This is a genomic window from Gaoshiqia hydrogeniformans (genome assembly GCF_049347105.1).
Taxonomy (GTDB): Bacteria; Bacteroidota; Bacteroidia; order Bacteroidales; family Prolixibacteraceae; genus Gaoshiqia; species Gaoshiqia hydrogeniformans.
Genome location: NZ_CP186334.1, coordinates 2,523,004 through 2,536,475, shown reverse-complemented (window position 1 = coordinate 2,536,475; position 13,472 = coordinate 2,523,004). Strand labels below are relative to the sequence as shown.

Genomic DNA, 13,472 nt, shown 5'->3' with positions numbered 1-13,472 from the left:
TGTAAGTCGGCGTGCGTCCAGACCAGCCAAACAGATTTCCGCTTCGCCGTTTATAAAAATCGTTTCACCAGGTATTGACAACAGCTTCTTTTAATTCAGGGATTTTTACGACCTTTGCAGCGATTGTAATTGTATTATGAAGAAAAAAATAAATCCTCCCTCTGACCGGAAATTTCAGCAAAAACCGGATCACCGTGAAAAACAGGCTCAGCCGGAGAAACGGAAAATCACCGTTGTAAAAAAAGGAGACGATCAGATTCGTTTAAACCGGTTTATTGCCAACGCCGGCATCTGTTCGCGGCGCGAGGCCGATAAACTGATTGGCGACGGCGAAATTACGGTAAACGGCCGGGTGGTGACCGAACTGGGCGCCAAAGTCAGCAAACGTGATGAGGTTCGGTATAAGGGCAAGTCGCTGGATGTAGAGAAAAAAGTTTACCTGTTGTTGAATAAACCCCGGGGTTATGTAACCACGCTCGACGACCCGCATGCGGAACACACGGTGATGGAACTCATCGAAAATGCCTGTGAAGAACGAATCTACCCGGTAGGCCGGCTCGACAAGGAAACTTCGGGGGTGTTGTTGTTTACAAACGACGGAGAGCTGGCGAAGAAACTGACTCATCCCAGCTACGAGAAAAAGAAAATTTACCATGTTTTTCTGACCAGCGAATTCAGGGAAGAACACCTTGAGCAGGTAAAAAAAGGGATTAAACTGGAAGACGGTTTTATTGCTGCCGACTCCATCAGCTATACCGATGCCGAAGATAAATGCCAGGTTGGTATCGAAATTCATTCGGGACGTAACCGGATTGTCCGCCGCATTTTCGATCATTTGGGCTATAAGATGGCCCGACTCGACCGGGTGTATTTTGCCGGGCTGACCAAAAAAAACCTGCCCCGCGGGCGATGGCGTTTTCTTTCTCCCCGCGAAATCGGTTTTCTGAAAATGAGTTGATGTAATGAATCTGATTTTGCGAGACGAATAAACCGGTTTGGAAAAGGAGTTTGTAAAAATAATAACCGAAAATCAGGGGATCATTCATAAGGTATGTTCCGTGTATTGTGATTCGGAAGAAGATCGCCGCGATCTTTTTCAGGAAATTGTCACCCAATTGTGGAAGTCCTATCCATCATTTCGGTTCGAATCGAAATTTACGACCTGGATGTACCGCGTAGCCCTGAACACGGCCATTACAAGCTTCAAAAAAAATAAACGGCAGCCCGACAAACATGGGGTGGAAATGGAGTCGGTGCAGATTGCAACCGAAGAATACGATCCGGAAGTGGAAGAGCAAATGCGTTTGCTCAACCAAGCGATATCGCAGCTTAGCGGAATCGAGAAATCGATTGTTCTTCTTTTTCTTGAAAACAAGAAATACGAAGAAATTGCTGAAATTACCGGGATTACCCAGAATTATGTGCGCGTAAAGATGAACCGGATTAAGCACAAACTGAAGAAAATCATGGATAGGGAAGTGTAACATGGAATTGAAAGATTTACAATCGGCCTGGAGCAAATATTCATCTACTGAAGCCTCAAAGCATCAGTTGAATGAAGCTGATTTGCGCGACATGCTGAAAAAAAGGACCAAAGGGCTCATCGAAAGTATTGACCGGAACATCCGTACCGGTTTTGCTTTCCTGCTTTTGCTGACACTTTTTTTTGTTTTTGATGATTTTATTCTGACACCTTACTATTCAGGCGGTGCCATTGTCCCGTCGTGGATCATCCTGATCGATGGACTGAGCACTGTACTCATTATCGCCACCTTTACTTTTTTCAGCCTGAAGTACCGGAAAGTCAAACAGGATTATTCCCAGACCGACGATTTGCAAAAGGTTGTCAGATCAATTATCCGTATTCTGGCGACCTACCGCAGGTTGTTTTATATCGCGCTGACGGTTTTGCTGTTTGTGCTGGCCGTGGCCTTTGTGACCGGCATGTTTACCGGGGTCGAAAAAGCCGCTTTCCGCCAGGGGATCAGCATTGACGAACTGGACCGGGGGCAAATGACCGCCAGTATGATCAAAGGCCTTGTCCTGTTGGTCAGCTTCATGACCTTGCTGTTCCTGCTTTTTCGCTGGGGTTTTCGCAAACTGTACGGAAACTATATTGCCAAACTGCAGGCTACCCTCGAAGAGTTGGACGAAGTTGAATAACGAAGTCCCGGGGGGTATACTAAAAACGATAACCTAAGGAGATCGCCAGGCTCCGGTTCCATAGATCTTCATCCGGTTCTTCGCTGATGTTCTTCAGTCCGTACCGGTAATTCAGGCTGACGACCACCCGCTTGTTGATCTCATAGGCCGCAAATGCCGCAACACTTACGTCGAAGCGCTTCAATAAGGCGCTTGAAGAATCATCTTCGAAGATGGTGCGGCCGCTCCCGTCTTTTATAACAATGGCGTCTTTCGAAAAGATTTTAATTTCCCCGCTAACCTTTTCTGTTCCAATTGTTCCGGTCATTTTATCTTTACCGCCAATCCCGTAACTAAACATGGGGCCCGCCCCGATGGTAAACCGGTCTGAGCCGACCGACGGGAACCCTGCTTTCAAATAAAGCGGCAAATCAAGATACAGGGGCGTCATGGTGTCCGAAAGTTTGAAAGACACCGTGGTGTACCCTGTCGGAGTTGGAACCGGGATTTCTCCGTAAACCTCCGCTTTGGCCCCGAGGGTACTGAATAAAAGTTCGGGTTGAAGTGAAAAATAGTTATTGATCGCAGCTTCGGCAAAAACGCCGGCCTGAAATCCGGCCAGCATGTTGTAGTCAACCACCAGGCCATCGTCGGCCGACGACTCGTACCACGAAAAGGTAGTCCCGGCTTTAAGGCCGTATTTGACCTGAGAAACAACCGTTAACGAAACAAAACAAATAAAAGCGAGTAGAAATAATCTTTTCATCGAAAATTGATTTTAGGTTTTTATTAAAAAAATTCCCGGCATAAGCAGCTATGAATACTTGCCGTGCAGAGAAGTTGCTCCTTGATTGATCATGGAATCAGCAACAATAAAATTAATTATTCTCATGATAATCTGATTCCTGCAAAGACCCGATTGTGAATATGCTCTAAAGCATGTTCGTTAAAAGAATGCGTTCTTTTTAATTGAGAATTAACGGATTAGTTTCAAAGATTGAAGGTTATTTATATCTTTGCGCAACTTTAAAAAAACAGTAAAATCAAAAGATGGCGCATAAATCAGGCTTTGTCAATATCATCGGAAATCCCAACGTGGGAAAATCAACCATCATGAATGCCCTGGTGGGCGAACGTTTGTCAATCATTACCAAAAAGATGCAAACAACCCGCCACCGGATTAAAGGAATCGTGAGCGGGGATGATTTTCAGATTGTTTATTCCGATACACCGGGGATTTTGAAACCCAACTATAAGCTTCAGGAATCGATGATGAAGTTTGTGGATACAGCCCTGATTGACGCCGATGTGATTTTATATGTCACCGACGTGGTGGAAAAGCCGGATAAAAACAGCGAATACCTCGAAAAAATCCGCCGGTCAAACGCCCCGGTCATCGTTCTGATCAACAAAATCGACCTGTCGAATCAGGGGCAGGTGATGGAACTGCACGGTTTCTGGCGAGATTTGTTGCCGGCAGCCGACCTGTTTCTCATTTCGGCCACCGAAAAATTTAACATCGCCCCCATTTTCGACCGGATTTTGGAGTTGTTGCCCGAAGCGCCTCCGTACTTTGATAAAGATGAGCTGACCGACCGGAATGAGCGTTTTTTTGTAACAGAAATCATCCGGGAGAAAATCCTGTTGCATTACCAAAAAGAAGTGCCCTATTCGGTAGAAGTGGAAGTGGAAGAATTTAAAGAAGGGGAAAAACTGCTGAACCTGCGTTGCGTGATCCACGTAACCCGCGACAGTCAGAAAGGCATCATCATCGGTCACCAGGGAAAATCTTTAAAACGGGTGGCCACCGAAGCCCGGATCGACCTGGAAGAATTCTTTCAGAAGAAAATATTTATGGAGCTTTACGTGAAAGTCAGCAAAGACTGGCGCGACAAAGACCGCATGTTGGGAAATTTTGGCTACGATTTTCAGTAGCGAGTAAAGGGCTAAGGATAGCGGGTTGCAACCGGCAGCCCGGAACCAATCCGTCAGTTGGCGGAATGGAATTTAGAATTTGATAGTTGGAATTTGGAATTATAGGAAGAAATGAGCAATATTGTTGCAATTGTAGGAAGGCCGAATGTCGGCAAATCAACCTTGTTTAACCGGCTGGTTGAAAGCAGGAAAGCCATTGTAAATGAAACAGCAGGCGTTACGCGCGACCGGAATTACGGAAAATCGTTGTGGAACGGCATCGATTTTTCGGTGATCGATACCGGGGGATATGTGATTAACTCGGATGATGTGTTTGAAGAAGAAATCCGCAAACAAGTGCACATCGCGATTGAAGAAGCTGATGTGATTTTGTTTGCTGTTGATGTGGAGGGTGGCATTACCGATCTTGATCTGGCGATTGCCGGCATCCTGCGCCGGGTAACCAAACCGGTTTTCCTGGCAGTCAATAAAGTGGATAACAACCTGCGGATCCTGGATGCCCAGGAATTTTACGGCCTGGGGCTGGGTGATAACCTTTTCTGTATTTCGGCCATGAACGGCAGTGGTACCGGCGACCTGCTGGATGCCGTGGTAGCCAGTTTCCCTCATAAGGAAAAGGTCGAAGAAGAAGAAGGGATCCCCCACTTTGCGGTAGTTGGCCGTCCGAATGTGGGCAAATCCTCCTTTATCAACGCCTTGATTGGGATCGACCGGAACATCGTTACCGATATCGCCGGTACGACCCGCGACGCCATTAATACCCGTTACAACAAATACGGGCACGATTTTTACCTGGTTGATACAGCCGGTTTGCGCAAAAAGGCGAAGGTAAAGGAAGATGTGGAATTTTACTCGGTGCTGCGTTCGGTCAGGACCATCGAAGATGCCGACGTTTGTCTGTTGATGATTGACGCCACCCGTGGTGTGGAATCCCAGGATGTGAGCATTTTCAACCTGATTCTCCGGAATAAAAAGGGCGTGGTCATCCTGGTCAACAAATGGGACTTGCTCGAAAAAGACAATCACTCGACCAACAAGTTTACCGAAATGATCCACGAGCGGATTGCCCCTTTTGTTGATGTGCCCATCATTTTTATGTCGGCGCTCACCAAACAGCGTATCTTTAAAGCGCTCGAAACCGCGGTGGAGGTGTACCAAAACCGACAGCAAAAGGTGAAAACATCGGAGTTGAACGATATCTTACTCGAGGCGATTGAGAAATACCCGCCGCCGGCTATAAAAGGCAAGTATGTTAAGATTAAGTATGTCACCCAGCTGCCGAGCCCCACGCCGTCGTTCGCGTTGTTTGCCAACTTACCGCAATATGTGAAGGAACCATACCGGCGCTACATCGAAAATCAGATCCGGGAGCACTTTAATTTTTCGGGTATCCCGATCCAGATTTTTTTCAGGAAGAAGTAGAGGCAATTACCCACAGACAAGAGCAGTTCCCATAATTGCAGGTGTGTATTCTTTGAATATCATGCACCTGTTTGCAATTATGGGAACTGTTTCTCTGTTCCTTTAATCCTGCAAAAACTGGTTCAGTAAACCACCCGATTCTTTCCGTTGGTTTCCTCCCCGGGGCGAAAGTTCGCGGATCAGTTTCCTGATGGGCATCGATTGCAGCCACACTTTCCCGGTTCCGCGCAGGGTAGCCAGGAAAATACCTTCGCCGCCAAACATCATCGAACGCAAACCACCCGACTGTTCAATATTAAAATCAATCCCCGGTTCGTAAGCGACAATACAGCCGGTATCTACCCGCAGCACTTCGTTGTTCAGGTATCGCTCAATAACGGTTCCTCCCGCGTGTATAAATGCTTTTCCGTCGCCCTGGAGCTGTTGCATAATGAACCCTTCGCCGCCAAAAATTCCGGCCCCCAACCGCCGGTTAAAGGTGATGGAAATTTTTGTGCCAAGGGCTGCACATAAAAAGGCATCTTTCTGGACAATGATGCGTCCGCCCATTTTAGCTAAATCCAGCGGGATGATGGTTCCCGGGTAAGGCGCCGCAAAGGCAACATGTTTTTTCCCCCATCCCTGGTTGGCAAAGTGGGTGAGAAACAGCGATTCGCCCGTAATCAGGCGTGAGCCGGCGGATAACAGTTTGTCAAAAAATCCGGCGCGGGGGTTGGAACCATCGCCAAGCTTTGCTTCAAAGCTGATCCCGTCTTCCATGTACAGCATTGCCCCGGCTTCGGCAATAACAATTTCACCCGGATCCAGCTCCACTTCCACCAGTTGAACATCGTGCCCGATAATTTTGTAGTCAATTTCATGTGATTGCATGGTTTATTGAAATTTAAATTTTTATCTGCACGAATTTACAAAACCGATCCGTTCAGGCGTCCTGTTTTCGATAAACGAAGGATATGGGCAGGTAAATGGTGTCATTCCCTCCGGGCGATCATCTGCTTTTATTGATTTTTTCAATGCCTTGGTTCGGCCGGACCGGATCTGTTGAGTAATTTAGCGACCTAAGCGCAGGTTTAATTTGGATGAGCAACAAAGGAGTGCAATTTTTAGAAAGAAGACCGATGAGACTAACCATATTAACCGAAAATACTGCCGGCGGCCGATTTCTGGCCGAACACGGGCTTTCGTACCTGGTTGAACTGGATGGCCGAACCATTTTGTTTGATACCGGGCACAGCGATGTATTTATACAAAATGCCCTCAAGCTGAATATCGACCTGCAAAAAACAGTCGATCTGATTGTCCTGAGCCACGGGCACTGGGACCACGGCGACGGTTTGCGTTTTCTGGAGGATAAACCGTTACTGGCGCATCCCGCGGCCTTTATGCAACGGTTTCGCAAGTCCGACGGAACTTCGGTTGGTTTGTCACTAACCAAAGAAATGGTCAGCCAAAAATTTGATCTGATGACGACAGCCGAGCCTTACCGTATTTCGGAACATATTTTCTTTTTGGGTGAAGTTGCCCGGAAAAATGACTTTGAGGCCCAATCAACAAGCTTTTGCGATGAAAACGGGGACGATGATTTTGTCCCGGATGATTCGGCCTTGGTGTTGGTTGAAAACGGGCAACTGATCATTATTTCAGGATGTGCTCATTCCGGCATTTGTAATATCTGCGAGCAGGCCAAAAAAGTTACAGGTATCCGCACAATCAATGCTGTGCTGGGAGGCTTTCACCTGAAACAGAACAACAAACAAACCTGCCAGACCATTCGGTATTTCCGGCACGAAAAAGTCAGGAACCTGATACCTTCACATTGTACCGGGCTTCAGGCCTTATCGGCCTTTCATGAGGCCTTTCATACCCGGTTGCTAAAAACCGGGCAACAATTAACCCTATAAGGATTTTGTGTTGTGCTTGGCTGTTTCTTTGTCATCGGCCATAAAAAAAGCTTCCTGTATTTGAAGGAAGCTTATTATTGGGTGGAGGTCGGTGGCGGATTCGAACCGCCGTACACGGTTTTGCAGACCGTTGCCTAGCCACTCGGCCAACCGACCTTGTTTTTCGGGATTGCAAATTTATATAAATTTTCCAGCTTTGCAACAGCTAATTTTACGATTTTACGGACGGGCTAAACAGATGCTTACTTTTTCAACCTGTCCGCCCAGGGGCGGGTTCATCTTCGAAAGTTTCACCGTGGCGTGCTCAATTTGGGGAAACGCTTCATACAGAGCATCCAGTATCCGGCTGCAAACATGCTCCAGCAGGTCTGACGTTACAGCCATCTCGCGTTTAACCAGGTCGTAAACTTCCTGGTAATTCAGCGCATCTTCCAGCTTGTCCGACTTACCGGCTTTCACACAGTCCACCCCGATTTGCAGGGACACCAGAAACCGGCCGCCGATTTGTTTTTCAACAGGGAAATGCCCGTGGCGGGCATAAAACTTCATTCCTTCAATTTCGATTAAACCAGGCATGCTCCAAAATTTTGAAAGTTACGAATTCGCGAACCGGCGGTAAAATTAATTTTTCTTTTTCAGATGTTCATTTTACAGGCCGTTAAAAGCTTTTGTGCAGAATCATTTTTTACTTTTGCAAACAATCCAACAACCTTCTTTAAAACAGACCGAAGAAGGGATTCCGGGAAATCACGAACAACATCCGGCAAACTGAAATTGAATCCATTGCGGTTTATCAGATATGTTTATTTTTACAGCGAAAATTAACAATTGGTATATGAGTGAGAATAGTCCTGAAAAAGAAGTCGTGGTAAAGAAAAACTTTATCAACCAAATTATTGAAGAGGAATTAAAAACCGGAAAAAATACGGGCCGGGTGCATACCCGTTTCCCGCCCGAACCCAACGGGTATTTACATATCGGGCATGCCAAGTCGATTTGTCTGAATTTTGGGACTGCACAGCAATATAACGGCATAACCAATTTACGTTTTGATGATACCAATCCGACGAAAGAAGATACCGAATATGTCGATTCGATTAAGGAAGATGTTCGTTGGCTGGGGTTTGACTGGGACGACCGGGAGTACTATGCCTCAGATTATTTCGACAGGCTGTTTGAATTTGCGCTAAAACTGATCGGTGAAGGGAAAGCTTACGTGGATGACCAAAACGCCGAAACCATCAGCAGCCAAAAAGGGACGCCAACCCGCCCGGGCATCGAAAGTCCGTTCCGTAACCGCACGGTAGCGGAAAATCTCGACCTGTTTATGCGGATGAAGGCCGGTGAATTTGAGGAAGGCGGGCGTGTGCTTCGCGCTAAAATTGATATGTCGTCGCCCAACATGCACATGCGCGATCCCATCATTTACCGGATCATGAAAACTCCGCACCACCGTACCGGCGACAAATGGTGCATTTACCCGATGTACGATTTTGCACACGGGCAGTGCGATTACTGGGAAGGCATTACGCACTCCATCTGTACGCTGGAATTCGAAGTTCACCGGCCGCTTTACGACTGGTTTATCGACCAGTTGATGGACAGCGATTACCGTCCGCGCCAGATTGAGTTTGCCCGTTTAAACCTGAGCTACACGGTGATGAGTAAACGCAAGTTGCTGGAACTGGTGAAAAATAACCATGTGAACGGCTGGGACGACCCGCGTATGCCGACCATTTCCGGCTTACGGCGCCGCGGATATACCCCTGCTTCCATCCGCAATTTCTCCGATCGCATCGGGGTGACCAAGGTTGACGGGATGATTGATGTAGCGCTGCTCGAACACAGCGTCCGCGAAGATCTCAACAAAACGGCCCAGCGCGTGATGGCCGTACTCGATCCGCTGAAAGTGGTGATCACCAATTACCCGGAAGGCAAAGTGGAAGAGATTGACGCCATTAATAATCCGGAGAACCCGGATGCCGGGACCCGTAAAGTGCCCTTCACCCGCGAACTTTATATCGAAAGGGATGATTTCATGGAAGACCCGCCCAAGAAATTTTTCCGGCTTTCACCGGGAGCGGAGGTCCGCCTCCGTTATGCCTATTTCATCACATGTACGGATGTGGTTAAAAATGAAAACGGCCGGATTACCGAACTGCACTGTACTTACGACCCGGCATCGCGCGGCGGCAACTCGCCCGACGGACGGAAGGTAAAAGCGACCTTACACTGGGTTTCGGCCGGCGAGAGTTTAAAGGCCGAAGTCAGGCTGTACGACCGTTTGTTTACCGACGAAGAACCGGACGGGCATAGAGACATTGATTTTAAAGAATTCATGAATCCGGAGTCGTTGAAAATTTTGCCGGATTGTTATATTGAGCCGTTTGTTAAGGATGCCAAACCGTTGGATTCGTTCCAGTTTGAGCGCCTGGGGTACTTTAACCTCGATCCCGACAGCCAGGCAGGGAAACCGGTATTCAACCGGACAGCCCCGCTTCGCGATACCTGGTCGAAGGTAAAAGACAAATGAGCCCTGGCCGGTTTATTTTGATTATACGAAGTCGTCAGAAACTAAGGACCCGACATTCCGGCGTTTGTGTCAGTATCACATCTTTCAGGGGCACAAAATAATACCGGAAAGCGGTTGAAGTTTCTGACAACTTTTTTATTTATTGGTCTGCTTACCGATTATTCACTCCGTTTAGCCGATCAGTTTTCTTTACAGCCGATTTTCTGCATTAGTTTTACCGGTGAAATTAATGTGTAAAAACATGGAAGATTGGCATAGAAGCGAACGACGGTATCGTCACCCGGGTTATGGGAAAAGCCGGAAAGGTTCATTTCTGGGAGTTGTACTCATTTTAATCGGCTTGTATTTAATTATCAAAGAACTTGGTTGGCAATTTGGCTTTCCGTTTTGGCAATCAATCCGGGATTTTATGTTCGTCGGTTTTCATCCGCACCTGCATCCAGTGGGTACGGCAGTAATTCTTTTGCTAGTGGGGATATTGCTGTTGTCGTGGCGGCGGGTGGTCGGTGCGATTTTAATCGGGCTGGCATTTTTATTCTTTCTGCCTCATTTGTTCATTTCCGGCTTGCTGGTCCTTTTATTTTTCCCGGTATTACTGATTATCCTTGGGATTATTATTTTGAGCCGGCTTTTATGACCAATTTGCAGATTGTTATCCGAAATAGTTTAATTTCGGGAATGAAACCAAAAAATGTAGATGCTTTTAAACTGATTAGTTATGGAACAGAAAGGAAATAAACGGTTTTACCTGGGAGTTGTCCTGATCGTGGTGGGGGTAATACTGATTTTACAACGCTTGAATTTGATCCCCTGGGATCTGGCCGATCTGCTGATTTCGTGGCAGATGTTGTTAATTGCCATCGGGCTGTTTTTAATCATTGGGGGTAACCGTGTCGGAGGCTTGATTTTGGTTGCCATCGGGGGATTCTTCATTTTACCCGAGTTCGTTCATGTGCCCCATGAGTTCAGGCGAATTTACTGGCCGCTTGTTTTGGTGATCATCGGCGCCGCCCTGTTATTCCGGCATAAAGGCTGTAACCGGCAAATTAAGGAAGGGCCTGCTGATAAGTCGTTCGACCAGTTTGACGACTTCGTCATCTTTGGCGGGCGCGAAATTTTTATCAATACACAGGAACTGAAAGGAGGGCGTTCAACCTCTATTTTTGGCGGAATCGAGTATGATTTCCGAAAAGCGCAGCTATCCCCGCAGGGAGCTGTTATCGACTGCCTGTGCGTTTTTGGGGGAACAGGTTTGAAAGTACCGCTCGACTGGAATGTTCGGAACGAAGTGACAGCCATCTTTGGCGGAGTGACCGATAAACGCGGCGATACTTACCGGGAAGGCAATCTTGACCCGTCGAAAACGATTGTTATAAAGGGGGTAATTGTTTTTGGCGGCGTGGAAATCAAGCATGTGTAAAATGCGATGAAACACCCATTTCTCAATAACCGGATCCTACTGCTCTACTATGGCCTTTTCTGGCTGCTGACGGGTTTGGGCAACTTTCTGCTCCAGGTTCTTTGGTATAATATGAGTTTCAACGCGTCGGCGCTGGAGTCGGTATCGGTTTTTGTGTTGTACCCGGTATTGGGCGCAAGTATCTGGTACCTGGTCCGGTATAACGGTTTGAAAGAAAACGATTGGTTGTGGAATATCCTGTTTCACCTGATGGGGGCGTCCATCATGAATGCTTTCTGGTTGTACCTGAGCTTCATCCTGGTGAAGATGGTCAACGAAACCCACCTCGAGTTTTTAATGGAGGCGCTTCCATCCCGGATTTTAACCGGTTATTTATTATATGCCGGCTACGTGGTTTTTTTCTATGCGATTAATTATTACAATTCGTTAAAAGAAAAAGTCAAAAAAGAAGTCGAACTGAAGTCCCTGATCCGCGATGCTGAGCTGCATGCCTTAAAATCGCAGATTAACCCGCACTTCATTTTCAACAGCCTGAATTCCATTTCATCACTCACCATCAGCAATCCGGAAAAAGCGCAGGAAATGGTCATCAACCTGTCGGCATTCATGCGGTATTCCTTGTTGCATGGCCGTGAAGAAACGGTTTCGTTAAAGGAAGAACTTGAACATATCAAATTGTACCTGAGTATCGAAAAGATACGTTTCGGGAAAAAATTAATCCCGGTTTTTGACATCGGGGAAGACTGCATGCAGGCTAAAATTCCAAACATGATCCTCCAGCCGCTCCTCGAAAATGCCATTAAATACGGTGTTTACGAAGCAACCAACCCGGTCAGTATCCGGATAACCTGCCGGTCGGAAAGTGGTTATTTCCAAATTATCATCGAGAATGATTATGAGCCCGACTCCGTGAAAAACAAAGGCGAAGGGATTGGCTTGCGAAATATCCGGCAACGCCTGGAACTGATCTACGGGAACCCGAACCTGCTTCGGCTCACCGATAATAAAACAAGTTTTAAAGTTGAGCTAATGCTCCCTCAAAATGAAAAAAGTCATGCGCGAAAAAATTAATACCCTGATTGTTGAAGACGAAGAACTGGCCAGAGACCTGCTGAAATCCTATTTAAAAGACCACCCCAACATTCAGCTGATCGGAGAATGTGAAAACGGCTTCGAGGGGATCCAAAAGATAAACGAACTGAAACCCGACCTGGTGTTTCTGGATATTCAGATGCCCAAAATCACCGGCTTCGAGATGCTTCAGTTACTCGATCATCAACCCGAAATTATTTTTACAACGGCCTACGACCAGTATGCCATAAAGGCTTTCGAATACAACGTGGTGGATTACCTGCTGAAGCCCTTTTCGAAAGACCGGCTGCTGGCTGCCATCGACCGGGTGGCGGAACGAATCGGCAAGCAGGAAAAAAACACCGAAAAGCTGGAGAAACTGAGCGAATTTACCACCGGCGAATACCTCGACCGCGTTGTGGTGAAAGACCGGAGTAAAATTACGATTATCCTGACCGAACAGATTCGTTACATCGAATCGCTGGACGATTACGTGATGATTTATGCCAATGACGGACGGCACATGAAACAAAAAACCATGCGGTATTTCGAGCAAACCCTCAATCCCCGCGATTTTGTCCGCATCCATCGCTCATACATCATCAATGTGAGCCAGATTGCCGAAATTCAGCAATACGAAAAAGAGTCTTACCTGGTCATCCTGAAAGATAAAACCAAACTCAAGGTCAGCAAGTCGGGTTATAAAAACCTGAAAGACAGTCTGAATTTCTAAAGTAACAAAGTACCAAAGCGCCTGAGTGCCTGAGTAACAAAGTACCTGAGTAACACCGCGTCCTTTGCGCTTCTTTGCGTTTAATTTTTTAACGCAGAGACCGCTATGTATTCGCAGAGTACCGCAGAGAGTTTCAAGTTCCAGGTTCCAAATTTCCGGTCTTGATTCTTGGCTCTTGATTCTTGGCTCTTGATTCTTGATTCACAGCTCGCAGCTTGCGACTGAAAACTGAAAACTGAACACTGAACACTGTGCAACTTCTCCCCTCTCCCGTCTCCGTTCTCCCTTCTCCGTTCTCCCCGCACTTGTGAACCA

The 13,472-nt window shown here is 46.8% G+C and carries 14 protein-coding genes and 1 tRNA gene; 11 read left to right on the top strand and 4 right to left on the bottom strand.

What is annotated here, in order from left to right; genetic code table 11:
• Positions 1-136: 136 nt before the first annotated feature.
• Genes ACOIT5_RS10095 through ACOIT5_RS10085 form a run of 3 tightly spaced genes read left to right on the top strand, consistent with a single transcriptional unit; the run spans position 137 to position 2,163 of the window.
• On the top strand, positions 137-958 hold the full coding sequence (locus ACOIT5_RS10095) for a pseudouridine synthase (RefSeq protein ID WP_423130346.1): 822 nt from the start codon (positions 137-139) through the stop codon (positions 956-958).
• Between the two features lie 37 nt (positions 959-995).
• The gene (locus ACOIT5_RS10090) at positions 996-1,484 is read left to right on the top strand and encodes an RNA polymerase sigma factor (RefSeq protein WP_423130345.1); all 489 of its coding nucleotides are present in this window, start codon (positions 996-998) and stop codon (positions 1,482-1,484) included.
• Position 1,485: 1 nt separating this feature from the next.
• On the top strand, positions 1,486-2,163 hold the full coding sequence (locus tag ACOIT5_RS10085; RefSeq protein ID WP_423130344.1) for a hypothetical protein: 678 nt from the start codon (positions 1,486-1,488) through the stop codon (positions 2,161-2,163).
• 19 nt (positions 2,164-2,182) lie between these two features.
• On the opposite strand, the gene ACOIT5_RS10080 is transcribed toward ACOIT5_RS10085, so the two are convergent.
• On the bottom strand, positions 2,183-2,908 hold the full coding sequence (locus ACOIT5_RS10080) for an outer membrane beta-barrel protein (RefSeq protein ID WP_423130343.1): 726 nt from the start codon (positions 2,906-2,908) through the stop codon (positions 2,183-2,185).
• Between the two features lie 284 nt (positions 2,909-3,192).
• Between ACOIT5_RS10080 and era the strand changes: the two genes are divergently transcribed.
• On the top strand, positions 3,193-4,077 hold the full coding sequence (gene era, locus ACOIT5_RS10075) for a GTPase Era (RefSeq protein ID WP_423130342.1): 885 nt from the start codon (positions 3,193-3,195) through the stop codon (positions 4,075-4,077).
• Between the two features lie 111 nt (positions 4,078-4,188).
• The gene (gene der, locus ACOIT5_RS10070; RefSeq protein ID WP_423130341.1) at positions 4,189-5,499 is read left to right on the top strand and encodes a ribosome biogenesis GTPase Der; all 1,311 of its coding nucleotides are present in this window, start codon (positions 4,189-4,191) and stop codon (positions 5,497-5,499) included.
• A 102-nt stretch (positions 5,500-5,601) separates the two neighbouring features.
• On the opposite strand, the gene ACOIT5_RS10065 is transcribed toward der, so the two are convergent.
• The gene (locus ACOIT5_RS10065; RefSeq protein ID WP_423130340.1) at positions 5,602-6,369 is read right to left on the bottom strand and encodes a TIGR00266 family protein; all 768 of its coding nucleotides are present in this window, start codon (positions 6,367-6,369) and stop codon (positions 5,602-5,604) included.
• A 248-nt stretch (positions 6,370-6,617) separates the two neighbouring features.
• Between ACOIT5_RS10065 and ACOIT5_RS10060 the strand changes: the two genes are divergently transcribed.
• Positions 6,618-7,400 carry an MBL fold metallo-hydrolase gene (locus ACOIT5_RS10060; RefSeq protein WP_423130339.1) on the top strand — a complete coding sequence of 261 codons (783 nt, stop codon included), beginning with the start codon at positions 6,618-6,620 and terminating at the stop codon, positions 7,398-7,400.
• Positions 7,401-7,482: 82 nt separating this feature from the next.
• Here the strand turns inward: ACOIT5_RS10060 and ACOIT5_RS10055 are convergent.
• Positions 7,483-7,556 (bottom strand) — tRNA-Cys (locus tag ACOIT5_RS10055).
• Between the two features lie 63 nt (positions 7,557-7,619).
• Positions 7,620-7,976 carry a dihydroneopterin aldolase gene (folB, locus tag ACOIT5_RS10050; RefSeq protein ID WP_423130338.1) on the bottom strand — a complete coding sequence of 119 codons (357 nt, stop codon included), beginning with the start codon at positions 7,974-7,976 and terminating at the stop codon, positions 7,620-7,622.
• Positions 7,977-8,235: 259 nt separating this feature from the next.
• Here folB and ACOIT5_RS10045 point away from each other — a divergent pair, with 259 nt between their 5' ends.
• The 5 genes from ACOIT5_RS10045 (at position 8,236) to ACOIT5_RS10025 (ending at position 13,157) form a co-directional block, all read left to right on the top strand.
• On the top strand, positions 8,236-9,933 hold the full coding sequence (locus ACOIT5_RS10045) for a glutamine--tRNA ligase/YqeY domain fusion protein (protein WP_423130337.1): 1,698 nt from the start codon (positions 8,236-8,238) through the stop codon (positions 9,931-9,933).
• A 366-nt stretch (positions 9,934-10,299) separates the two neighbouring features.
• A complete protein-coding gene (locus ACOIT5_RS10040; RefSeq protein WP_423130336.1) occupies positions 10,300-10,671 on the top strand; it encodes a hypothetical protein in 372 nt (123 codons plus the stop codon).
• Complete coding sequence (locus ACOIT5_RS10035) at positions 10,652-11,353, top strand: LiaI-LiaF-like domain-containing protein (RefSeq protein WP_423130335.1); 702 nt, start codon at positions 10,652-10,654, stop codon at positions 11,351-11,353. Before ACOIT5_RS10040 ends, ACOIT5_RS10035 begins: the two co-directional genes overlap by 20 nt.
• 6 nt (positions 11,354-11,359) lie before the next feature.
• A complete protein-coding gene (locus ACOIT5_RS10030; RefSeq protein ID WP_423130334.1) occupies positions 11,360-12,424 on the top strand; it encodes a sensor histidine kinase in 1,065 nt (354 codons plus the stop codon).
• Positions 12,408-13,157 (top strand): LytR/AlgR family response regulator transcription factor, encoded by a 750-nt coding sequence (locus ACOIT5_RS10025; RefSeq protein WP_423130333.1) that lies wholly within the window; start codon positions 12,408-12,410, stop codon positions 13,155-13,157. Before ACOIT5_RS10030 ends, ACOIT5_RS10025 begins: the two co-directional genes overlap by 17 nt.
• Positions 13,158-13,472 lie beyond the last annotated feature (315 nt).